Source organism: Myxococcus hansupus (assembly GCF_000280925.3).
Taxonomy (GTDB): domain Bacteria; phylum Myxococcota; class Myxococcia; order Myxococcales; family Myxococcaceae; genus Myxococcus; species Myxococcus hansupus.
Genome location: NZ_CP012109.1, coordinates 6,421,560 through 6,443,099, shown reverse-complemented (window position 1 = coordinate 6,443,099; position 21,540 = coordinate 6,421,560). Strand labels below are relative to the sequence as shown.

The 21,540-nt window shown below is 65.3% G+C and carries 17 protein-coding genes and 6 pseudogenes; 11 read left to right on the top strand and 12 right to left on the bottom strand.

Going from position 1 to position 21,540, the window contains the following annotated elements:
* The first annotated feature begins 211 nt into the window (after positions 1 to 211).
* Positions 212 to 529, top strand: coding sequence for a hypothetical protein (locus A176_RS25025; RefSeq protein ID WP_144429607.1), 318 nt, complete (start codon positions 212 to 214; stop codon positions 527 to 529).
* 864 nt (positions 530 to 1,393) lie between these two features.
* Here the strand turns inward: A176_RS25025 and A176_RS40200 are convergent.
* Positions 1,394 to 1,558 carry an RNA polymerase sigma factor gene (locus tag A176_RS40200; protein ID WP_002633041.1) on the bottom strand — a complete coding sequence of 55 codons (165 nt, stop codon included), beginning with the start codon at positions 1,556 to 1,558 and terminating at the stop codon, positions 1,394 to 1,396.
* Positions 1,559 to 2,749: 1,191 nt separating this feature from the next.
* On the opposite strand from A176_RS40200, the gene A176_RS25020 reads away from it, so the two are divergent.
* The 3 genes and pseudogenes from A176_RS25020 to A176_RS41285 all read left to right on the top strand — a co-directional run.
* Positions 2,750 to 3,304, top strand: a complete 555-nt coding sequence (locus tag A176_RS25020; protein WP_044891007.1) for a dihydrofolate reductase family protein — start codon at positions 2,750 to 2,752, stop codon at positions 3,302 to 3,304.
* A 100-nt stretch (positions 3,305 to 3,404) separates the two neighbouring features.
* The gene (locus A176_RS25015) at positions 3,405 to 3,695 is read left to right on the top strand and encodes a hypothetical protein (RefSeq protein ID WP_044890989.1); all 291 of its coding nucleotides are present in this window, start codon (positions 3,405 to 3,407) and stop codon (positions 3,693 to 3,695) included.
* A gap of 213 nt (positions 3,696 to 3,908) precedes the next feature.
* Positions 3,909 to 4,325 (top strand): annotated as a pseudogene (locus tag A176_RS41285) (PspA); the annotation flags it as partial.
* A 417-nt stretch (positions 4,326 to 4,742) separates the two neighbouring features.
* Here the strand turns inward: A176_RS41285 and A176_RS38265 are convergent.
* Positions 4,743 to 5,636 (bottom strand): LysR family transcriptional regulator, encoded by an 894-nt coding sequence (locus A176_RS38265; protein ID WP_226993985.1) that lies wholly within the window; start codon positions 5,634 to 5,636, stop codon positions 4,743 to 4,745.
* A 131-nt stretch (positions 5,637 to 5,767) separates the two neighbouring features.
* Here A176_RS38265 and A176_RS25010 point away from each other — a divergent pair, with 131 nt between their 5' ends.
* Positions 5,768 to 6,115 (top strand): antibiotic biosynthesis monooxygenase, encoded by a 348-nt coding sequence (locus tag A176_RS25010; RefSeq protein ID WP_044890990.1) that lies wholly within the window; start codon positions 5,768 to 5,770, stop codon positions 6,113 to 6,115.
* Positions 6,116 to 6,142: 27 nt separating this feature from the next.
* Here the strand turns inward: A176_RS25010 and A176_RS25005 are convergent, their stop codons facing one another.
* The 4 genes and pseudogenes from A176_RS25005 to A176_RS41280 form a co-directional block, all read right to left on the bottom strand.
* Entirely contained in the window at positions 6,143 to 7,108 is a 966-nt protein-coding gene (locus A176_RS25005; protein ID WP_002640924.1) for an IS630 family transposase, read from the bottom strand.
* Between the two features lie 223 nt (positions 7,109 to 7,331).
* The gene (locus tag A176_RS25000) at positions 7,332 to 8,438 is read right to left on the bottom strand and encodes a serine hydrolase domain-containing protein (RefSeq protein ID WP_226993984.1); all 1,107 of its coding nucleotides are present in this window, start codon (positions 8,436 to 8,438) and stop codon (positions 7,332 to 7,334) included.
* A gap of 869 nt (positions 8,439 to 9,307) precedes the next feature.
* Positions 9,308 to 10,069: pseudogene (locus A176_RS24995) on the bottom strand (threonine aldolase family protein).
* 204 nt (positions 10,070 to 10,273) lie between these two features.
* On the bottom strand, positions 10,274 to 10,420 hold the full coding sequence (locus A176_RS41280; protein ID WP_002640656.1) for a helix-turn-helix domain-containing protein: 147 nt from the start codon (positions 10,418 to 10,420) through the stop codon (positions 10,274 to 10,276).
* Positions 10,421 to 11,397: 977 nt separating this feature from the next.
* On the opposite strand from A176_RS41280, the gene A176_RS24985 reads away from it, so the two are divergent.
* Positions 11,398 to 13,317 (top strand): bifunctional metallophosphatase/5'-nucleotidase, encoded by a 1,920-nt coding sequence (locus A176_RS24985; RefSeq protein WP_002640654.1) that lies wholly within the window; start codon positions 11,398 to 11,400, stop codon positions 13,315 to 13,317.
* A gap of 338 nt (positions 13,318 to 13,655) precedes the next feature.
* On the top strand, positions 13,656 to 14,186 hold the full coding sequence (locus tag A176_RS24980; RefSeq protein WP_044890991.1) for an SMI1/KNR4 family protein: 531 nt from the start codon (positions 13,656 to 13,658) through the stop codon (positions 14,184 to 14,186).
* Between the two features lie 487 nt (positions 14,187 to 14,673).
* Here A176_RS24980 and A176_RS24975 read toward each other — a convergent pair whose 3' ends face one another.
* Positions 14,674 to 15,111, bottom strand: coding sequence for a hypothetical protein (locus A176_RS24975; protein WP_226993983.1), 438 nt, complete (start codon positions 15,109 to 15,111; stop codon positions 14,674 to 14,676).
* Positions 15,112 to 15,257: 146 nt separating this feature from the next.
* On the opposite strand from A176_RS24975, the gene A176_RS24970 reads away from it, so the two are divergent.
* Positions 15,258 to 16,286 (top strand): recombinase family protein, encoded by a 1,029-nt coding sequence (locus tag A176_RS24970; protein WP_002640650.1) that lies wholly within the window; start codon positions 15,258 to 15,260, stop codon positions 16,284 to 16,286.
* A 115-nt stretch (positions 16,287 to 16,401) separates the two neighbouring features.
* Here the strand turns inward: A176_RS24970 and A176_RS40195 are convergent.
* Together A176_RS40195 and A176_RS24960 are read right to left on the bottom strand one after the other, a co-directional pair.
* Positions 16,402 to 16,835, bottom strand: a pseudogene (locus tag A176_RS40195) (Mu transposase domain-containing protein); the annotation flags it as partial.
* A gap of 29 nt (positions 16,836 to 16,864) precedes the next feature.
* Complete coding sequence (locus A176_RS24960; protein ID WP_002640649.1) at positions 16,865 to 17,458, bottom strand: hypothetical protein; 594 nt, start codon at positions 17,456 to 17,458, stop codon at positions 16,865 to 16,867.
* Positions 17,459 to 17,717: 259 nt separating this feature from the next.
* Between A176_RS24960 and A176_RS24955 the strand changes: the two genes are divergently transcribed.
* The 3 genes and pseudogenes from A176_RS24955 to A176_RS24950 all read left to right on the top strand — a co-directional run.
* The gene (locus A176_RS24955; protein WP_002640648.1) at positions 17,718 to 17,915 is read left to right on the top strand and encodes a helix-turn-helix domain-containing protein; all 198 of its coding nucleotides are present in this window, start codon (positions 17,718 to 17,720) and stop codon (positions 17,913 to 17,915) included.
* A gap of 177 nt (positions 17,916 to 18,092) precedes the next feature.
* Positions 18,093 to 18,965, top strand: coding sequence for an IS630 family transposase (locus A176_RS38245; RefSeq protein WP_144429606.1), 873 nt, complete (start codon positions 18,093 to 18,095; stop codon positions 18,963 to 18,965).
* A 272-nt stretch (positions 18,966 to 19,237) separates the two neighbouring features.
* Positions 19,238 to 19,429: pseudogene (locus tag A176_RS24950) on the top strand (hypothetical protein); the annotation flags it as partial.
* 120 nt (positions 19,430 to 19,549) lie between these two features.
* On the opposite strand, the pseudogene A176_RS40190 reads toward A176_RS24950, so the two are convergent.
* From A176_RS40190 to A176_RS41275, 3 genes and pseudogenes are all read right to left on the bottom strand, one after another.
* A pseudogene (locus tag A176_RS40190) lies at positions 19,550 to 19,696 on the bottom strand (IS3 family transposase); the annotation flags it as partial.
* 167 nt (positions 19,697 to 19,863) lie between these two features.
* Positions 19,864 to 21,150: a WD40 repeat domain-containing protein gene (locus A176_RS24940; RefSeq protein WP_237076892.1), complete on the bottom strand. Its 1,287-nt coding sequence runs from the start codon at positions 21,148 to 21,150 to the stop codon at positions 19,864 to 19,866.
* 3 nt (positions 21,151 to 21,153) lie between these two features.
* Positions 21,154 to 21,249, bottom strand: a pseudogene (locus A176_RS41275) (hypothetical protein); the annotation flags it as partial.
* Between the last annotated feature and the right edge of the window lie 291 nt (positions 21,250 to 21,540).

Genomic DNA, 21,540 nt, shown 5'->3' with positions numbered 1-21,540 from the left:
TTGTAGAACACCTCGATGTCATCGAGCAGCGCTCGTCGAGCCTCTTCTCGCGTCCGGGCCCAGCAACCGCTTCGCCAACTGCGCCTTGAATGCATCTGTGTACGATACCGAGGCTTGCCAATGCTCGCCGGCGTCGTCATCTCGGCCTGTCCGCCGAGGAGACAACTTCTCTGATACATCCGCGCGTGAAATGTTTGGCTGGAGTCTTTACATGCTTGATCCCTGTTTTTCCTACGAGAGCTTTGTTCAGGCGCGCGACCAGAAGCGACTTTCTCGCGAGTTGGAGCAGGTGCTGGCAGCGCGGCTCAAGTCATCTGCAACTCCCGATGCAGAGGGCTATCGAATGGTCGCGGAGCTGAGGGCACTCGGTCACGACCTCGTGAGTTTCGACGAGGCCACTGATTTCCAGGTCTGGTGTGGCGACTGGACGAACCCAAAGTGCCCCTGTGAGCTTGTCGTCACGATTTCCTACGGGGACGAGGAGCCTCGAACCGTGTCGGTGGACTTCGTCACTCGCAGGTCAGCTTGAACTCGCGGCGCTACAACGGTGATCACGGCGGTTGAGGACGATGGCCGCACCGCAGTAGGTGAGCCAAGTCGCTGCGTCCTGTTTCCGTTCGGTTGCGAGTGCCTCTCGCATCGCGGCATGGAGGGCTACTTGTGTGCGGGCTCCGAGGGCTCTCATGCGCGTCTTTACTTTCAGTCAGAACGACTCGATGGGGTTGAGTTCAGGGCTGTTGGGATGCAGGAAGAGAAGTCTCGCCTTGCGGCTGCGAAGGAGTTTTCGACCACTGGCCGATGATGGACGCTGAGGTTGTCCATGGCCGCCAGGCCGTGCGACTTGAGGAGGGGCAGAAGTCCCTCGCGAACGTAGGTTTCGAAGCGGTCGCTGTTGGTGGCTCCTTCAAAATCCGTCGTGTCATTGTGAGGGTCGCGGCAGTCTCGTCGATGAAATGGAGACGCGCAGGCTTCGGTTGGGCTGCCGTAGCCAAATGCCGCCCGCAGTATCGGCGATTGTTCGCCAGCCGCCGCTCAGGGGCGAGGAGCGATTTTTTCGCGTATAGCGCAGCCGATGGAAATCACGTTCCATGGCGGCTCGATTTGCGCATACGCCTGCTTTCTTGACGTATGCATCTGCGATTTCATGGGGCGTATTGTCGGGCGCGGCATCGAGCAGCCGTGTCACCTCGCCCAGTTGAGAATCCGGGATGCGGAAGTGGGGGCGAGAGCCTGGGCGCTTTGACTCAAGCGTGAGCAGCGTTCCTGCGGCCTCACGCGTTGCGCGAGGCTCGGTGGGCGTGACCGGCTCAGGGACCTCGATACTGTCGGGAGCCGGGACCTCGCGCGTCTGCCGCATCCGGTTGAGCCACAGGTTGCTCGCGACCCGAAAGAGTCACGCACGCAGGCTGCGCGGTGGCTCGGCCATGATGCCGAGACTCGCGAACGCCCGCGCCATGGTCTCCTGGGTCATGTCCTCTGCGTCCCAGGGGCTGCGTGTCAGTTGGCTGCAGTACCGGTAGAGGTCCGGGCGGAGTGGCTCGTAGGTATCGAGAAACACGCGCCAGGATGCCCTGACGGCCGCTCCCAGTGGACCTGGTGACTCAGTTCTCATGCTCGAGGGACACATTCCGGGCAAAAAAGATACGGGCTGCATGTCGCGGTCCTGGAGCTGCGAAGGGACTCTTTTCTGTACCGAAGCGGCACACGCGTCCCCATGGCGATGCTGGCCTCATACCGCGCCGCCTCGCACGGCGCTCCAGTTCAACAGGCGCTGAATGCGCAGTTCGCGCTCTCTGGATTGGTTGTGCTGCCCCATGTCGGCGGACGTCGCTGCAGGTGAGGAGGTTCAGCAAGCGGCCGTAAGCGATGGATGTCCTCTCCTCGTGCTGCGAGAACGGCGGAGGTGGCAGGCGGTGCTTCGCTCGAACGCCGTGCGGTGGCTCGCGCCGGTCCACCCTCTCCTGTGGGCGCGAGGCTTCTCGGTGGAGGCCCATCCTTCGTGGTGGCTTGGCGCGGGGCTCCTTGCGCCTGAGAGGCGTTGGCGGCGCTACGCGCCAGCGGACCGCTGCAGTTCAACGATGTCGAGCGGGGACGGGCACTCTTCGGGGGCTTGGCGCTCTTGAGGATTCTCGGAGGGCTCTGTCCGGGATCGCCGGCCGCCCTTGTGTGGCGAGGGCGCGCCAGTGAAACGGCGGAGGAGGCGGTTGCGCCGAGGTCGCTGAAGGCGCCTTCACTTCTGGTGCTGGCTTTGGGGGCCCGGCCCCTTCAATCGGGGACCGACTGAAGGTTCGCAAACGACATGGTGGGGCCTCCCGTCCATGGTGCTGCTCCTTTCGGTACCCGCTTCACAGCGTGCGGGGCGGCGACGCGCGTGGGCTCGCGGGCGACACGCTGAAGTGGGTGAGTGTCGCATTCTTCGATGCGCGCGCAGGTGCACGGATGAAGCTCTACCCATGCGGCTTCGTGGTCCATGGCGGCGGGCCTGGACCGCGTCCACGATCGCAGGTGGCCGTTGGGCCAGTCGTGCCTGATCGCCGGGCGGTTTGGCTTCGTCCGCCACTGTCGAGTCCACCGCGGCCGGACGGAGGGGCGAGGGTGCAGGTCTGGTTTCCGCGCGCAGTGCGCAGCAGCCCGGTGCTGGATTGGATGCCGGCGAGTTTCTGCGCGCCGATACCCACCGGGGATGGCGCATCGCGTCGATGGTTCGGGTTGCTGCGCGCTGGGCGCGCTGTTCGTAGTATCCCACGCCATGGGCCTCCTCACTTTCGGTCTCAATGTCACTTTGGACGGGTGCATCGATCACACCCAAGGAATCGTGGACGATGAGCTGCACGACTATTGGAGGCAGCTCATGGACCAGAGCGGGGCGATGCTCTTCGGGCGCAACACCTACGAACTGATGGAGGGCGCCTGGCCCGCGGTGGCACGCGACGAAAAGGCGCCGCGCGCGATGCGCGAGTGGGCACAGCACCTCGAGGCGAAGGCGAAGTACGTCGTGTCGAGCTCGCGGAGCGACTTTCCGTGGCAGAACACGATCAAAGTGGAGGGGGACCTCCGCGAGGCGATCTCTGCGCTGAAGGCGAAGACCGAGCGGGGTGTCCTTGTCGGAGCGCCCAAGCTCGCGGCTTCGCTCGAGGAGATGGGACTCATCGACGAGTACCGCATCGTCCTTCATCCCATCATCAGTGGCCGCGGGCCGACGTTGTTTCATGGCCTGTCGAGTGCGCGGCATCTCGAGTTCCTCTCGACGCAGCGGTTCAAGTCCGGCGTGCAGGCGCTCCACTTCCGTCGCAAACCGGGATGAGCCTGGAAGGACCCGAGTGCTTCACCGGCGGCTGCCTGTGAGATGAAGTCGAGGAGGTTCCCTTCCGTTACAGTTCGGCGCTCTTGGGGCGAGAGGACACATGCATCGCGACGATGAGGCAGAGACGGACAGCCTCCACCCGACGACAGCGTCGGAGGAGGAAAGGGCGCTCGGCTTCAAGGAAGAAGTCATCCCTTCACCAGGTGCTGGGCAGGCCGCCTCGGCGCCTGGCCTGTGCGCGGTCTGCATGTGGGTCATGAAGGGGAAACGGGCGATCAAGACGGTCAGCCCCGACGGAGAGATTTTCTACGTCATCAGGAATGAACAAGGCCGAGAGGTCGACCCTCCCGTGGAGTCGCTGAGCGTTCTGTGGCGGCGGTACATGGCGTAGAACCATCCCGGATGGAGCCTCCTGCTTCTGACCTCTCCCCCTTGGGGGATTGCCGCCGGACGCGCTCGCGACGCCTACTGCTGGTGGATGAGCACGGCCTGCGGATGCGGCTGACGCGGGATGTGGAGCTGGAGGACGACGGCGGGTGAGCGCTGTCGGTGGAGGTCTTCGTCCACGAGCAGCGGGGTGGCGTCGCTGAGCGTAGGGAATGCGATGGGCTGGCGGGTGGAGCTGTTGGAGAAGATTGCTCAGTTCCTGGGCGTTGAGCCTGGCCGCGCTCCTGCTGCGTCTGCGCCGAAGCGCACACCCACGCCCGCGTCGGAGCGCACGGCCTCGGTGCCCGTTCGGAAGTGGGCACGGTGGGAGGCCGCGCTGAAGCCCACGCGGGCCGGGCCCTCGTCCCAGAAGATCCGCAGGCGTCCGCGCGCGGCGGGATGCACAGTGTCGGCCGCCGCAGGCCCCAGCCCAGATTTGCCTGTCTCATACGCGGAGGGGCAAGAGGTGCGCTACAAGCAGGGGTGGGGCACTTTCTCTGCGAAGGTGAAGGCCGTCGACGAGAAAGCGAAGGCGTTGACGTTGGCGCGTGTCTCCGACGGCGCGAAGGTGGTGCGCCCTTTCGACAAGGTGACCCAGCCTCAGGTTGGGCCGCGAAGCGCCCTCTCCGGAGGGGGCCGTGTCGGCGAGCACATCGAGGGGGCAGTCTGCAGGTGGCGCTTGGGTGATGGCTTTCGTTGCCAATTGCTCCGCCACTGCACGGATGCTGGGGAGCGCAAGCGCACTCGTCGCCCAAGTCTTTCACTTGGCTCATGCTGGAACTCAGCATCAAGCCTGGTCCTCAAGCGCAAGGTGGTCGAGCTCGCCGAGATGACATCCGGGCACCCCCCTGGGGGGGGACTCCCGGCTGACTGAGCCTTGCGTCGAGTCGCTAAATGCGTGGCGACAATGGGCGGTGAGAGATTTTCCTGCCTTGGTTTCACGGAAGTGCAATCAAAAGTCGCGATGGTCGGTGGATGCACTGCAATGGGTGATGGATCAGATGGGGCACACTCATCGTTCGCGAGGCATACGGCGAGACATGAAGTCGATAAAGGTTCGCACCCGAGGCATGCGCTGGGCTTTCGAGGGCCAAAAGATGTGAAAGGAGTTGTCTCGACTTGCTGCGGACTCAAGCACGACGGAGAGCATTCCGTCCCGGAGTTCTTGAGGAATGAAGTAGTCCGGGACGCAAGCAAGGCCGCGCCCCTCACGGGCCATGATGATCAGTGCGTCAATACTGTTGGCGACTGCACCTCCTGCAGGGCCAATTCGCTTCGGCGAAAGTTCACGCTCCACTGGCCACGCTTCGATTTTGCCGGTGCGGGGCTTTTTGTAGAGAAGGAGTCGATGTTCGTTCAGTGCCGCTGGATTGGTAAGAGGCGGACGACTCGAGAGATACGAAGGTGCCCCCACGATGACATGTCGAAAGCTCGCGAGACGGCGTGACGGGAACTGAGAGTCTTCCGGCTCACCGGTACGAATGGCTACATCAAATCTGTCCTCAACAAGGTTGACAAGTCGATCGTCGAACTCGACGTCCAACTCAATCTGAGGATGAAGGCGCGAGAACTCTGCCAGGTGAGCAGTAAAGAACGTGATTGCTGTTGGGAGAGCAACGCGCAGATGGCCGCGCAAGGCTGCGTCCGTGCGTGAGAAGTCGAGCGACATCGCTTCGACTTCGGCGAGAATCCGCGTGCACCGTGAAAGGAAGCGCGCGCCGTCCTCCGTGAGTGAAACGCTGCGGGTCGTTCGGTGGAACAGGCGGACGTCGAACTGTTCTTCGAGGCGAGCGATGCTCTTGCCGATGGCTGACGCAGAGAGTCCGAGTCTGCGTCCCGCTTCAACGAAACTGAGCGTCTCGGCGGCCTGGACGAAGGCTCTCAGCCCGCCGAAGCCATCGGTCACGTTCCTCGCCTTGGAGTGTATTGCGGACAAGTTTTCCATTCTCCTTCGAATTGATGTCCGTTCTCTCGTGGTTCACGCCCGCTACACAAGGGGATGCGACGCATTTGGCGTCGTTCGAACAGGAGCCACCCATGTCCACCGCATCTACACCCAGCTCGCTGCACCCGCTCGCTGAGGGAACTGTCTTCGTCGTGAACGTCATCCATGCCCATGCAGGCAAGCAGGAGGAAGCGCTTGAAATCATTCGGGACATCGTCCAGTACGTCGCCGCGCGGCGAAAGGAGTTCCTTTGGAGCACTCTCGCCACCAGCATTGATGGCGAGACGGTGGTGAACGTGGAGGCCATCTCTGGCCCCGGGGATGTCGAATCCTTCTTCGCCGACATCGCCTTCGCGGAGAAGTTCCGGCGTCTTGAACAGGTGGGGCGGTACGAGTTCCACGTTTACCGAGCGCGCGACCTCATTCTTCCTCGCACCTAAACGGCCGATCACGAATCTCGCACGCGTTCAGGCGGCGCGCCGTAGATGGACCTTGCGGAGGATAGGACTGGCACGCCGCTGGGCGTTGCGAGCGAGCAGGTATGCCTGGACGCGTCGCATCAGCTTCTGGAGGGTGCGGCAGTGATGGTTGCGGGTGACGTTGGAGTGGAGGTCCAGCCAGACGCGCTCAATGCGATTGGCGTCCGGGCAGTAAGGCGGCAGGAAGTGGAGGACAATCCTACCGTCGAGTTGCTCGAGCGCCTTCCTCGTCTTCTTGCTGCTGTGGATGGAGGCGTTGTCCAGGATGAGGTGGATTCGTGGCGCGCCACGGTACTCACCGCAGATGCGCCAAAGGAGTTGGATGAAGAGGGAGCTGGCCTTCGACTTGCCTTCCACCCAGGTGAGGCGGCCCGTCTTCGAGTCCAGGGCGCCAGCCAAGTATCGCTTCTTGTTGTTGCCTGGCGTGAGCACCACCCGGCGCTGGCCGGGCAGACACCAGTCGCGTCCCACCTTCGGATTGAGGTGGATGTCCACCTCGTCCACGTAGAGGACCGGCTCGTCGCACTGGGCATAGGCTTCCAGGCACCGCAGTTCGAAGAGGCGCCGGCGCCGCTTCCAGCCCGGCCAAGGGCAGCCCACGACGGGTTTGGCCGCCTTCAGGCTCGCACCGAGGGTGGCAAGCGCACGGCCCATGGTGGCAACCGACACCCGCGCCAAGCCCCGGCGCTCCATCTCCAGCGCGAGCAACTCCCGCGTCCACGTCGGGCGGCACCAGCCCACCTCTTCGGGAGTACCTGCCAGCACACGCGAGAGAATGGCGAGGAAGCGCTCATCCACCTTCGCCTCGCCATTGGCTGCCCTGCGGTCCACCAGGGATTTACGCCGTCCCGTCCGGTAACGATTGACCGCGGAGACGACGGTGGAGGTGGCGCACGCCAGCGCACGTGCGACCTCGCTGCACGATTTGCCGCGCGACACTCCCACCACCGCCATGCACCGTCGCAGGGTGAGCGGGCAGCCGCTCCTTTCTCCCCAGCGAATGAGGGAGCGGCGCTGCAGCCGCGACAGACGCAGCCTACCTTTATCCCTGGGCGGGGCCTTTCCGATTCCTGGTCTTCTGCGCACACAGAGCCGAACGGGATGCGCCCCTGCCTCTTCCTCGCGCCCCGCGCGCCCGCCCGCTCACCAACCGCGATCGAGAATCACGAGCGGTGGTTTAGCGACCCTGCATGGATTCGACCCTGTCAAAGAGGGGTGCCAGCGCGCGTTCCATGGCGTTGGCGGTCGCATCGCCGCTCTGGTTGGTGATGATGAACACCCCCAACTGATACTTCGGCACGAGGTAGAGATAGCATTGCGCGCGAGGCACGCCGCCGTGATGCACGTAGTGGGTGCCCAACTGGCTGCTCTGGCCGATGTTCCAGAAATAGCCAATGCTGAAGTCCTCCGCGAAGCGCACCAGCGGCTTGTGTGACTCTGTCACCGCGGGATGGTTGCTCAACTGCAAGCGCAAGTACTTCACCATCTCCGGCATCGTCGCCTTCAAGGCTCCCGCCGCGCCCCAGGGCAGGAGTGGCATCGGCGTGGTGCCGACCGGGTTGTCGCTGTGGTAGCCGGGAGCCAAGCGGTTGGCGTCCTGGGCACGCAGGCGCAGCCACGTGTCGTGCATACCGGCTTCCCGCGCCAGGAACTCCGCGAGCAACGAATCGTAGGGCGCCCCGTGGAGCTTCTCGAGGGTGTGCGCGACCAACTCGGTACCGGCGCTCGAATAAGCGTAGTCCTTGCCGAGCGGGCCCTTGATGCTGACGGTGTGCAGGTCCTGCCAGAACTGCGGCTGCCCGTAGTCCGCATAGGCGGCATTGAGCTTTGCCGGGGTGGCATGCGCAGTGAAGTCCCTCAACACCTCATTCACTTGCAGTGGCAATATCCCCGGCATGCCGCTGGTGTGGGTGACCAGATGGCGCAGACGGATCGGCCCGCCGTCTGACTGAAGGTTCGGATAGGCGGACGGCAGATACTTTTGTATCGGGTCGTCGAGGCTCGCCTTGCCTTCGAGGACAGCGTTGGCCAACAGCAGGCCGGCGAAGGTCTTGCTGACCGACCCTATCTCATAGAGGGTCGAATCATCGGGCGGATTGGACTTGCCGGTCTCCAGCTCACCCCGATGCAGGATGAACTCCTCGCCGCGATAGACCACGGCGATCGACGTTGCGTGCAGCAGTCGTGACTGCAGCAGGGTCGTCGCGACTTGGTTCATTGCCGTGGGGATATCGCGGGCGGGTGCAGGGCCCGTCGTCTTGCAAGCGGCCAGCACCAGCATCATTCCAGCAAGGGCTACGGAGCGTTTGTTCATCAGTCGCATAGAGGGGATGGGCACTCTCGCACGCCCCTCAGGCCGGAGCCAGACACGCGAGGCCCCCCTCGCGGTAGCACGGCTCATGCGCATAGCCTGGAACACGAGAAGTTCTCGATGTCACCTCGACTTGATTTCCGACGATTGCTCAAGGGGGCATCTACCCCAGCCCTCCTCGGTTCCTGCCCACGCGGCCAGACCGTCCTGCTCTTGCTCCTGGTGCGGGGTGCCGCCATTTCAGCTCCGGTCAGCATCCGCTCCCGACTGAGGATGAGCGGCGCCCACCGGAAGTCGGTGGCCTCGAACACCGGCCCATTCAGCTCGCTCTGGACCGTTTGGGGCATTGGGCATTCCCCGCGCGGCATGGATGTGCTGCCGCTCACTCAGGGGACAGCAGCCAGCCCTCCATGGGACGTCGAGGCGCTACGGGTCGCCCGGTATCACCCTTGAGAGGTCTGGACCAGGAGGTTGCACTCTGCGCCGCGGGCAACAGAGGGCTGCGCACGTTGGGCGAGGGCAGGGCTCTCATCAGTTCCATCGTGAGAAATCTCTTGTTCTCGTCGTGATGGTTTATGGCTGCTTGGGGCGGGTGAGATTGCGCGTTTGTGCCTGGCGCCTTGGAGCGCCCTCGGCCGGAGCTTCTCCGGTTCGCCAGGAGTTCACTTGGCGAGGCGCGAGGGTAATCGATGAACCGACACGATTCGGCGTGGATGGGGCTGTATGCCGCAGTCGTTCTGCTGCTTCCATTGTCGGCGCATGCTCAGCCTGCTTGCCTCCGTATTGGCCACGGTGGATGGGCAAGCCAGAAGGGCTCCTTGGACACGTGAGCGGCCCGGCGATTATGTGTCGGCTGAGGGCATGCCGCGATACGAAGCGTTTGCAATGACGGCCGCTACTTCGAGAGTCATGTCGATGTCGTCGGGGCTTACGTCGATGTGCGTCACCGCGCGAATCTGTCCTCGCATGAGGCCCACATGAACCCCGCGGTCGGCGAGCGCCTTCGCGAACTGCTCATTCGACAGACCGACTCCCGTCGTATCGAAGAACACCATGTTGGTCTCAGGGGGAGGTGTCGTCAGGCGGATGCCCTCAGTTCGTGCCACCTCTGCGACATCCGCCAACGCTGCGAGCGACCAGACTGTGCCGCCTCCAAAGTTGTGTGTCTGTTCGATGCACACCAGCTTTGGACTCGGGCCGTAAGGCGGCGGAACTGTCTTCAATCGCGCCAAGGCTTGGCGCAGCTCGTCGGCAGTGAAGATGCCTCGCGCGGTCGGGACTCCTTCAACCATCGGGCCGGAGCTCAAGGAGACTCCACCAGACTCCGCGCGGATGATGTGAGCCATGCTGTCCGCGATGACGACATCCGCTGGATGCGTGTGGAGCTTGATGGCCACGAAGTTGCACATCGTCCCCGTAGGGAGTCAAAGAGCCGCCTCCTTGCCCAGAAGCTCGGCGACGCGCTCCTGAATCAGGTTCACCGTCGGGTCTTTTCCATGTTGTTCATCTCCAACCTCGGCACTCGCGATGGCTTGGCGCATGGCCGCGGTCGGTTGGCTCTCGGTATCACTGGAGAGCGGGATAAGGCGTGAGAGGGATGACATGTTCAACGGCCCTCTCATTGAGGTGACGCGTCGAAGTTGCCGTCCCACGAAGAAATTGTCTTGAACGAACCTTGCCTGTGAATGGCCGCGCGACGTCTCGCGGGCGCAACTGGGCGAGCGGGCGAGTGCTCGCGCCGCCAGTCGGAAAATGTGAAATGGGGTTCTGACGGGGCCCGCAAGATGGCCTTGATGGTGCCCAGCCGTTCAGCGCACCTTCTGTGCGAATGCGCCTGGTGTGATGCTGGTGATGCGCTTGAAGTGTCTCGTGAGATGACTTTGATCCGAGAAGCCAGTGAGAGCTGCCACCTCCACCAGCGGCGTGCCGAGGCGGATGAAGTACGTCGACTGCATCCAGAGCGGAGTCCGTCCAGAACTCCACCCGACTCACGTGCGAGCCCGCGGACGTCATTGAAACCTCACTTCCGAGGATTCTTGCATCACGGGAGTCACGCTCGCGCTGTGGCCCACAGAGGACGCATTGCTGGTAGTTCCCTCCGTTCTGTGCGGTACATGCTCCACCCGGATTTCAGGAGTCGAGAATACTGAATTTCACTCAGGGAGTATTCGCGGCAACGCCCTGCCGCCACTCCAGGCTGCTATCCCGCTTGCGACACCGCGTAAGTACCGGGGCGTTCGAATCGGCGCCCGCTCATTTGGGGCTCGCCGAGGAGCCGCTATGCCGAGGGGCTTCCCGTCCCAACTGTGCTCGGGCTGCAGCGTCACCCGTGCCCTGTGCTCCTTCATCGAAGCGCCATCCGATTGGACCGCGACGTGACGGGCCGACATTGCCGAGTAGGTGTGCCCCAGCCTTTGCGCCCGTGCTGCGGGTAGCCACAGGCGCCCTCCCTCAACTGCTGGAGGTGCTGCAATCTGGCGAGAGCCACCCGCCACCGTACGCTGCCGGGGCGCAGGAGGCGGCGCGCGTCGTCTTCGGCCTTCTCTCTGGGGCTGAGGGCTCTCCTCTCCTGATCGGAGAAGCGCGTCGACGCGACGCCCATGTGGACTTGCCGGCGCGCACCGTCTCCCTGCTCGGCCCGTGTCTGTCCCGGCGAGGTCGCCCGAGGCTGGCTTCACCTGGCGCGGAGTGGCGGAGCGCTTCGGTCGCGCGCACGGTCAGGTGGCCGTCCTGATGGGGCGCACCGGATGTCCCGCGGAGTCGCTGCTGTGTGGCAACGAGGCGCCGCCATCCGCGCCATGAGTACGGGCGGCAGTCGCAGACCCGTGCCGAGACGAAGTCGGGGCGCGAGCTTCACCGTGCCGCCATGAAGTCGCGCCATCGTCGACGAACCCGAGTAGGTTCTCCCTCCCTGTTCGTTGGAGTTCCTTCGATGCCACAAGCCACACCGCGCTCGTCACCGCTGGAAGCGCGTCCCAGCGTCTTCCTGCTCGCCGGAGCGTTCGTCACCGGCATGTTCCTCTTCGCCCAGGGCGGCTGCGGAGGTGACGAGTGCCAGGACACCGCCGACTGCCGTGAAGCCAAGGGACCGCCGGCTTCGAACACGGAGTGGGTCTGCGAGGACAATCGCTGTGAGCAGCATTCTGTCGAGGTGCCGCCCCCGGACTCCGGCACGGACGCGGGGACGCCCGACTCGGGGACGCCTGACTCGGGGACTCCCGACTCGGGGGCGCCCGACTCGGGCCCCACCACGGTGAGCGTGCAGGTGCTCGCGTTCAATGACTTCCACGGGCAGCTCGAGGCGCCCGCGGGCCAGATTCTGGCGGGCGTGGCCTCCGACGGTGGGCCGGTGCGGGTGAACGCGGGCGGCGTGACGTACTTCGCCCGGCACATCGCGGCCCTGCGGGCCACCAATCCGAACACGGTGGTGGTAGCGGCGGGAGACCTCATTGGCGCCTCCCCGTTGCTGTCGGGGCTCTTCCACGACGAGCCCACCGTCGAGGCGATGAACCTGATTGGCCTGGACCTGGTCGCGGTGGGCAACCACGAGTTCGACGAGGGCAGCACGGAGCTGTTGCGCATGCAGTCGGGCGGCTGCCACCCGGTGGATGGCTGCCAGGACGGGGATGGCTTCCCGGGCGCGAAGTTCAAGTTCCTGGCGGCCAACGTGGCCACGGGCGTGGACCGCACGCTGTTCCCCCGCTACGACGTGCGCGAGTTCGAGGGCGTGAAGGTGGCCTTCATCGGCATGACGTTGGAGGCCACGCCGGAAGCCGTCACGCCCACGGGCGTGGCGGGGCTCACCTTCAAGGACGAAGTGCAGACGGTGAACGCGCTGGTGCCGGAGCTGCGGCGGCAGGGCATCGAAGCCATCATCGTGGTGGTGCACCAGGGCGGAATTCCGACCCCGGGCTCGCTGGTGAACGATTGCAAGGGCGCGGGGGCGGACGGGCACATCTCAGGCGCCATCGTGGGCATGGCCAAGGGACTCGATAACGCGGTGGACGTCATCGTCAGCGGCCACACGCATCAGGCCTACAACTGCGTCATCGCTGGCAAGGTCGTCACGAGCGCCTCGTCGATGGGGCAGCTCGTCACGGACATCGACCTGACGTTGAGCAAGGCGACGGGCGACGTCGTGGAGGCGCGCGCGAACAACGTCATCGTCACTCGCGACGTGCCGGAGGTCGGCGCGGTGAAGGAGCTGGTGGCGAAGTACCAGGGGCTCGCCGCGCCGATGGCCAACCGGGTCATCGGCTGGGTGGCGCAGGCGCTCAGGACCCAGTCGAACTCCGCGGGCCAGTCCACCCTGGGCTCCGTCATCGCGGACTCGCATCTGGAGGCGACGAAGCCCGCGAACCTGGGTGGGGCGCAGGTGGCCTTCATGAACCCGGGCGGAGTGCGCGCGGACCTCGCCCAGGGCGAGGTCACCTACGGCCAGGCCTTCACCGCGCAGCCGTTCGGCAACAGCCTGGTCACCCTGACTCTGACGGGCGCGCAAATCGAGCAACTGCTGGAGCAGCAGTGGCGGCCGTCGGGAGCCACCCTCATGCTGATTCCGTCGGCGGGCTTCACCTATTCGTTCAGCGCGTCGGCGCCCGTCGGAAACCGCGTCGACCCGGCGTCCATCCGGATCAACGGCGTGATGGTGGACCCGGCGGCGAACTACCGCGTCACCGCGAACAGCTACCTCGCGAATGGAGGGGATGGCGTCCAGGTGCTTGTCGAGGGGACGAACCGGCTGGGTGGCGCCGTGGACAGCGACGCGCTGGAGGCATACCTGAAGGCACACAGCAGCCAGGCGAGCCCCTTGCCCGCCCCCGCGCTCAATCGCATCACCAGGCTGCCCTGAGCCCTCGGACATCCATGCTGTCTACCTGCCCCTCGCAGCTCCGAGCAGGCTGCACGGGCCTACCTGCGTTCGCAGGAGGGGAGGGGCGTGTCCACACACGGGCAGAGAGGTGTTGAGGCGTCTGAGCCGCGCGTGATTCCGACCTCCACCAAATGGAAGAGAGGGCCCAGCGGCTCGTCATGCGCATCGCGCACGTCATGACGCGCTCTTTGACGCACTGATGACGCAGCGACCGAATTTTGGGTAGGCACAGGTTCTCCACCGGGGCGACTCGCCGGTGTCCCAGGCACTGGCGTGAATCGAGGCTCGCCTCGATGTCTGCATGGTAGTCTGGCCGAATGAGAATCCTTGATGTGGTAGAGGCCATTAATCAACTCGCTTCCGGCAAGGGGCTTTCTCCTCTCACGGTGGGGCCTGCGTTCGGCGTGAATGAGATCGAGGCCATTGAAGCGAGCCTTGGCGCCTTGCTTCCCAGCGAACTCTTCGATTTCTTGTCTCGCTTCGGCCGCGTCGATGCGTGGGGCGTCGCCGCTACGTTCGACCTCCACTCATTGGTTGCCGAATCGAAATCGCTGACGCGAACGCTCACGTCGTCGCCGAGGTTCCGCCCGCAGAAATACCCGTTCCTGGCCCCCCTTCACTCGGGCGATGCTGTCGCCGTCATCGTGGGCACGACGGATGCGGCGTCGGTGGGGTATTCATTCGTTATTGCGAACAAGACACGCCGTGAAAACAGTGCGTTTTGGTTCTTCTGGCGCGACGAATACCAGTTTGAACAGGTTGCCGACAATGTGACCGATTGGCTCGACTCTTTCTTGGGTTACGCGCTCGCATACGCAATCCAACATTCGAAGGAGTCCTCGCCCTGAACGAAGTCTGCCCATGTGGGGGGACTGGTCCGCCACTCAGCCACGAAGGGGCACCTCCACGTCCGCTGCCGAGTCACCCTCGTGCACGCGCACTCGAAGCGTCAGTGTGGCGGCGTCCTGCTCGACGCGGACCTGCACCCGTTGGACGCCAGGCAGCCAGCGTGCGAGGGCGCCGCGGACGCTCACTCGTGCCAGCTCTGCCAGCACGGTGTCGTTGCGCTGGTGGCGCAGGCGCGAGTGGCCCGCGCCGAAGCTGGTGTGCCAGGGTCGCTCGTCGGTGGAGAGGGGGGGCGCCCTCCGTGAGCAGCACCTGCCGCACCTTCGAGGCGAGCAGCTCGGCTTCGGTCCTGGAGGCGAAGTCCCGCTTCCTGTCCCTGCGGAAGGGAACGAGGAGATTCTGGAGCACTCGACTCATGATGTCCTCCCTGCGGAATGGGAATGGCCGCGCGCACCTGCTGCAGCGCGCGGACGATGGCGTCGAGGGGAGCTAGGGCCTCTTCCAGCGGGCTCCCCGCAAGGCTGGAGAAGTCCGGCACCCGGGGGCCGCCCCCAGGCCCAGGAGGACGTTGAGGAGGGCCATGCGCTGGGAGAGGGCGGCCAGGGCCTTGCCGACGTTGGCGGCCTCCCGCGCGACGTTGGCCTCCGCGCAGCCGACCACCGCGAGGAGGCCCGTGTCTCCAAGCTGGGCTGCGCGAAGTTGGGCCCGAGAGTGGCTCGGCAGGCGCAGTTGCAGGTGGAGGAGCTGGCCACGGGTGTGGCCCAACTCGCCCAGGGCGATGTCGATGACGCCCACCACCGCGAGTGGCACCGAGCGCTGGGGGACGAGGCGGAGCAGCTTGGACACCTTCTCGGCCAGATTCGGCAAGGCCGCGGCGATGGCTGTTGGGTCCGGCGGCGACCCCAGCGCGTCGGGTAGGGCCTTCACGACTTCGACGAGGGCCAGCACCGCGCCGATGATGTCGAAGAGGGGCGCGAGGGGCGCGAGCGCCGGCTGGATGGCCTGCAGGAGTTGGTGGTGCTGCAGGGTGGCGCCGCCAGGCAGGGGGAGGGTGGGCGCCGCTGGGTTACGAGGTGAAGGACAAGCGCCTCGTGGTGAGTGAGTACGAGGCGGTGGTGGTGCGGGAGGCCTTCAAGTTGTACCTCCAGCACCAGCAGGCCTCGGTGGTGTCGCGCCTCCTCAACGAGACGGGGCGGAAGACGAAGCGGTACGAGGCCCAGCGTGGTGCCACGCGCGCGGCCCGGAAATGGACGACGCAGGATGTGCTGCGCCTCTTGCGCAGCTCCCTGTACGCGGGCTTCGTGCCGTATGGCGACGAGATGCGCCCGGGCGAGCACCCGGCGATTGTAGACAGGGCCACCTTCCATCAGGTGCAGGACGTCCTGGAGGGCCGCGGCCCGGGCATCCAGTACCACTGGCGCAACCCGGACTACGTGCTGCGAGGCCTCCTGCGCTGCGGCATGTGCGGCGAGGCCATGACGCCCGGCTCCACGCGTAAGGGTACGCGCGAGTACCGCTACTACCGCTGCGTCACCCGGGACACGCAGGGGAAGGAAGGGTGCCAGGCCTCGCCTCTTTCGGCTGCCGCCCTGGAGGACTTCGTCGTCGCCCGGCTGCGGGAAGTCTCGGTGGGTGGGGGCTTCGCAACGCAGGTGCATGCCCGCCTCACGTCGCGGCTGGAGGAGAAGCACAAGGCCCTGCGCGCGGAGCGCGTGCGGCTCCCGAAGGACTTGGCCAGGAGCGCCGGGGAGTCCGCGAAGTGGGTGGATTCCCTCTCGAAGCTGGAGGGCCCCTCCCGGCGCCTCCTGGAACAGAAGCGGACGGCTGCGGAAGAAGAGTCCGCCGGCATGAAGAAGCGGCTGGCGGAGGTGGAGCGCGCGCTGGACGCCATGGAGGGGGAGAAGCTGGAGGCGGCGTGGGTGGCCCAGGCCTTGGCGGACTTCGACGCGGTGTGGGACGCCCTCACGGCCGCCAACCGGGGGCGCCTGCTGCAGGCCCTCGTCGGCCGAGTCGTGGTGGACGAGGAGACGGACAGCGTGGACGTGCACCTTGCCCATGCAGGTGAATCCGCGACGCCCCTGCGCGAGGAGGTGGCGCCGTGAGCGCGAGTCCCGACGTGAAGGCTTCATTCGGAGATGGGAGTCCAAATGTCTGGCCCCCTTGGTCATACAGTTGCAGTTTGTGTCTGGCGCCGCAGGCTCGGTAGTGGCAGCGCATGGCGAAGGCTTGATGGTGCCGTCGCCACTGAATCCACAGGAGAACATCGGTAGCTGGCGGGAGCGTGCGCCGCCAGAGGGCCCGCAGCGGGCGGACGTGGAGGCTGTCCCACTGCAGGTTCAGCTTGCGGCCGATGTGTCCCGGGGGCACCGAGTAGTACGCGCCGTCCACCTCGACGCGCCCGTCCAGGTGCACCACTCGCTCACCGTAGGCGTCGTCACGGAATGGCTCCACGAGCAGGGCCAGCAGCCATGGCACTCCTCGCCGAAAATGGCGACCACCTGGCGCTTGGTGGTGCCGTGGATTCGGGTATCCGCCCACTTCGCCTCCCACGCGTCGAGGTAGGCCTGGGCGGCCTCCAGCGACTCGAAGCGCAGGCCCTTCAGCGGCGTGCGCTACGCGTGGCCCACCGCCGACGCCGATTTCGCGGCGCGCGAGCCCATCGCCCCCGCGCCGCACATCATCAGCCTTTCGGCGCCAACCGGCCCGCGAAAGTCAGCAGAAGGGTGGCGCGGGTTCCGACGACCTTGCTTAGCTCGGCTTTCGCGGCCTCCAGCCCCCGCGTGCTGACCATGTGATGTGCGGACACGAGCGTCTTCAGGAACTGCGGGAGCGTGCAGTCGAGCCGATCGAAAGAGTGCGGATCCTCGCACAAGATGCCCATGCGCCCGTCCTCGTTCACCAGGACGTAGAACCCGCCGCCGCCGTGGACGACGCTCACCGCACGCATGACGAAGTCGGTCGCGGCCTCGTCGCCGTCGAGCCACTCTTCCAGTACCTCGTCGCGATCCGCGCCGTTCTGCCAAGGGCTCGGACAGAAATCGCCCCATTGCAGCACGCAGAGCTGGGGCAGGGACCAGTTCTCGGCCAAGTCGCTCAGTGCTTCCAACTCTGCGCGAAGCTCCGGAGTGAAGCCGTCGAGCGTGAACGCATCGTCATCCTCCTCTGCTTCGTCGTCCTCCGAGTCCTCTTCGTCCGCGTCTGGTTCACGAACAAGTGCTACTCCTAGGAGCTGCTCGACGTCGGCGCGGAGCTGCCCGGATGAAATGTAGGTCATGCGCGGCAGTCTAGGGAGCACGGAGAAGGCACCGCAAGAGGCGCATGTTTGCGATCACCAGAACACGGAAACATGAGTATCGATCGGAAGGCTTTCGCCCGTAGCGCGCTGCTACTGCACTGTAACAATTGGAACGCAGTGGAGAAAGGCGCGGAATCGCTGGGCGGTCTCAATCGGTGAACGCACCAGTCAGGGTGCGTGGAAGGAGGGCGCACCCGAGAGGGGGGGCCCGGTGGAGAGTCGAGGCAAGCTTGGCAGGATGAGTGGAGAGGACTGGCTGGAGGTGCAGCGCGCGGTGGCCGCAGGGCAGACGCAGGAGGCGGCAGCGCAGGCAGTCGGGGTGAATGAGCGCACGCTGCAGCGCCTGTTGCGCCGGGCGGGAGGCATCCGGCGGCCGCCGCGCGTGCGCTCTACTTTGCGTTTGAGCGTGGAGGAGCGCGAGGAGGTGGCGGCGTGAGCACGAGCCCCGAGTCTCGGCCGGCGGAGGCTGGCCTCGTCAGCGCGCAGTTCCACCGCGTGCGTCGGGCGAAGGTGCGCTTCCGGGAGGGGGCGCGCCCCTCACAGCGAGAGGTGGTGCGCCGGCCAGCTCACGTCGCGCGCATGCTGGCGCTGGCGCACCACGTGGAATCCGCCATTGCGCGAGGGCTGGTGGCGAGCGCGGCGGACGTCGCGGGCCAGTTGGGCTTTACCCGCGCGGGAGGGCCGTGCCCGCTGGACGGTACGCCTCATTGCCGAGGAGGCGGTGCGCAGGGGCTTCGTTGCGAAGGTAGGGCGGGAGACCGTGCGCGAACTGCTCCTGCGTCATGATTTGAAGCCTTGGCGGGAAAAAATGTGGTGCGTGCCAAAGCTGGACGCCCAGTACATCGAGCGCATGGAGGACGTACTGGAGCTGTACGCGCGGCCGCTATGCCCGGCGCAACCTGTCGTCTGCTTTGATGAGAGGCCTGTGCAACTGCTGGAGTGGGTGCGTCCTGCTGCACCTGCCTGCCCTGGACGGGAAGCTCGCCAAGACTACACCTGCTTTCGTTGCGGCACCGCCAATCTCTTCTGTGCAGTGGAGCCCAAGGAGGGCTGGCATTTCGTGAAGGCTAATTCCAGCAAAAAGAGCGAGGCGTTCGCTGAAGCGCTGCGGGACGTTGCCAATCACTACCCGAGCGCAGAAGCCATTCACCTTGCGCTCGACAACCTCAGCACTCATTCCTGCCGAGCCTTGGAGGTACGATTCGGGGTACGAGCAGGTCGTCGACTCTGGCGGCGCTTCACTGTGCATTTCACGCCCGTGCACGGCAGTTGGCGCAATCAAGCTGAGATAGAGATTTCCCTGCTCTCCCGTCAGTGCCTGGGCAAACGGCGCGTCCCAACCCTCGACAGGCTCGACCAGGAAACAGACGCGTGGGGGCAGTGGGCCAACCACCAGCGACTCCGAATCTGCTGGCGGTTCACCATTCCAAAGGCTCGGGCGAAATTCGGATACGACCCACCAAACTTCTCCTGGTCAAAGGATTAGGGGCAGTCGATGATCTCCCTATCCATACGCTCTGGCCTACGACCCGGGACCTGGCTCCGAAGATTCGGGTAGCCATGGATGCGCTGACGAAGGCATTCATTCCCAATCCACCTTGGGAGAGGGTTTGAATCTCAATGTGTAGTCTCCATACGCGCGGCACAGGAACTTGCCGGTCCTGTGTGCACCTCGCTCACTTGCCTTGAAGCAGTTGCCGAATGTGGCTTTGACGCACGTATGACGCAGCGACCGGGTTTGGGGTGGGACACCTATCTGGGAACATGCTGGTGCGGCGGTTGGGCGGGACATGGGTGCCGCGGCAGAAGGTGGAGGAGTCTCAGGTGCGGGTGGGCAATCGCATCTGGCTGCCCTGCCTCCGCGCGCGTCGGTACATGCAGCCCCGCCAGTCGCTGCTGGACTACTCGCTCACGCAGTTCTTCAAGGAGGCGGAGCGATACCGGCCCTGACTGCTTCGGCCGGGTGGGGCTGTGGGTATTGAGGTAGCGACAGGAGGCGCAAGGATGGGTGCCTGCGGTTGCGCCATGCGGCGCCTGCCTCACCCGTTAGCACACGCCACCCGCTGGTCGTGCTGGACGGTTCGCCCAGGCGTAGTCGCCAGAGCGCGAGACGCCCAGTTGGCGGCACATGAAGGCCACCGGCATGGAGGACTTCTCCGCATGGATGAAGCGGAACTTCACTTCATCTCCTTCTCGAAGAAGGCCGCCGCACCTTTTTCACTTCCGCCATGTCGGACACCGGCCCTGCCTCTTCGTTGGTGTCCACTGACGCGGAGCAAGCCCATGGTGACGGTGCTGGGCGGAAAGGTGTCGATGCGCTCACAGCCAGGGAAGGGCAGCGCGTTCACCGACGCGCCGCCTTCCTGCGCATGGAGGGGGAGAGGTCAGTCGCCCGGCAGCGACGACAGCAGGTCCTTGATGCCATCGAGGATTTTCCGCGCGCTGAGCGCTCCTTCGACCCGCTCCTCGATACTGTCGGGGTCGCTGTCGAAGCCGAGGACGTTCTCGGGGCCCTCGATGCCGATACAGCCCTCGACAACCAGGTCGGTTCCGATGAAGACCTGCACGGCACGGGCCCCCTTTGGAGGCAAAGGCTGCGTGAGGTCGTACGACCAGAGGCGCCCGCGAAGCTCCCAGGCGAGGAAGGAAGGGTGGACGGCCGCCTTTCCTCCGTGGGCGACCGGGGTCATGTTGACCGAGTCGGTGCGGGCATCGCCTTCGGCCTTCTCGAGATCGCCATTCGCATGCACCCGGAGCCACAATCCCGGCCGCTTCTGCAGCCGCAGCAGGAGCGGACTGCCTCCGCGTGAGCGCTTGGGAATGCCCGGCACCGCCAGGTCACGTTCGAGGTCCGCGCCGCCGAGATCGTAGACAACCAGGTCGCCCCTCGAAGTGCCCACCGCGACGAAGCGGTCATTCGGAGACACGCTCAGGCAGGAGACGTCCCATGGGGGCACCTCGCATGGCAGCACCCCGAGCACCCGCCCGCTACGACTCGAAACGAGTGTCACGCCCTCCGAGCCGACGGCCGCGAGCCAGCGCGTGCTCCGGGCCATCGCCAGCAACGTTTCTTGACCGTGGCCAAGCCCCAGGATCTCCGAATTCCAGTCCGCCCCGCCGGTTTCGTGGTCCCACCTGTAGAGGCGCGGCCGGACCGGGTCGTCATCCCGGTTGAGGTGTGACTTCACGCCCACCACGCGAGGCCCGGTCGGCAGCACGAAGCTCGGCCCGATGGCGACGTCCCGCTCTCCCTTGAACCGCGAGAGCTCTTGTCCTGTCCGCGTATCGAACACCACGAGGTCCCACTCGAAGAAGCACCACAGCTTCGTCCCGTCGTCGGAGAGCGACAGGCCACAGGTGGGCTCGAAGGTGTGGATGTCCTTCAGGAGCGGCTTCGGAGCCGAGCCCGGCGTCCACGACCAGACCACGTCGCCATTGGCGGCATATCCCGCCCAATACACGGCGCCCTCCGGAGAGACCACCAGCGCCCTGGGACGCGCTGTCAGGGGGGCGCTCTCCACCACCCTGCCGGAGTCCAGCGCGTACACCCGGGCGACCTTGTCCTCGAATGTCGCGGCCAGCAGATCCCCCGCCGGGAATAGCCGGACCTTGTTGAGCCCCTCGGCAACCGTGAGCGTCGACGCGGTCCGCTCGGCCGCGACGTCCCACACGCGGACCGTGGAGTCCTTCGCCGCCCCCGAGACAAGCCGGGACGAGTCCTCGAGCCAGTCCGCGGCGAGGATGGGCGTGGAGTGGCCCTTGAGCTTCATGCTCGGCCTGTGAAGGTGCCTGTCCTGCTTCATGGTGCGCCTGCCTTTACCCTCGCCGTCACCTCAGCGCGATCGAAACTGGAAGCCCGCGCGCGTCGGTACACGCAATCACGCGAGTCGCTGGTGGAGTACTCGCTCACGCAGTTCTTCAAGGAGGCGGAGCGGTACCGGCCCTGAGGCGGCGGAGCGATTGACCCGTAGTGGACGCTTCCGGATTCTGTCGCTGGCGTTGGGACGCTACCTGCGGCTTCCCAGCCGGTAGGTTTCGTCTCCGCGTCAGACGACCTCGGC

Bases quoted from the DNA above. Each gene is read 5' to 3' on its own strand.
- A176_RS25025 (WP_144429607.1), top strand. From the start codon at position 212: ATGCTTGATCCCTGTTTTTCCTACGAGAGCTTTGTTCAGGCGCGCGAC.
- A176_RS24980 (WP_044890991.1), top strand. From the start codon at position 13,656: ATGAGAATCCTTGATGTGGTAGAGGCCATTAATCAACTCGCTTCCGGC.
- A176_RS24955 (WP_002640648.1), top strand. From the start codon at position 17,718: ATGAGTGGAGAGGACTGGCTGGAGGTGCAGCGCGCGGTGGCCGCAGGG.
- A176_RS25000 (WP_226993984.1), bottom strand. From the start codon at position 8,438: ATGATGCTGGTGCTGGCCGCTTGCAAGACGACGGGCCCTGCACCCGCC.
- A176_RS25020 (WP_044891007.1), top strand. From the start codon at position 2,750: ATGGGCCTCCTCACTTTCGGTCTCAATGTCACTTTGGACGGGTGCATC.
- A176_RS24960 (WP_002640649.1), bottom strand. From the start codon at position 17,458: ATGACCTACATTTCATCCGGGCAGCTCCGCGCCGACGTCGAGCAGCTC.
- A176_RS25005 (WP_002640924.1), bottom strand. From the start codon at position 7,108: ATGGCGGTGGTGGGAGTGTCGCGCGGCAAATCGTGCAGCGAGGTCGCA.
- A176_RS41280 (WP_002640656.1), bottom strand. From the start codon at position 10,420: ATGCAGTCGACGTACTTCATCCGCCTCGGCACGCCGCTGGTGGAGGTG.
- A176_RS25010 (WP_044890990.1), top strand. From the start codon at position 5,768: ATGTCCACCGCATCTACACCCAGCTCGCTGCACCCGCTCGCTGAGGGA.
- A176_RS24985 (WP_002640654.1), top strand. From the start codon at position 11,398: ATGCCACAAGCCACACCGCGCTCGTCACCGCTGGAAGCGCGTCCCAGC.
- A176_RS25015 (WP_044890989.1), top strand. From the start codon at position 3,405: ATGCATCGCGACGATGAGGCAGAGACGGACAGCCTCCACCCGACGACA.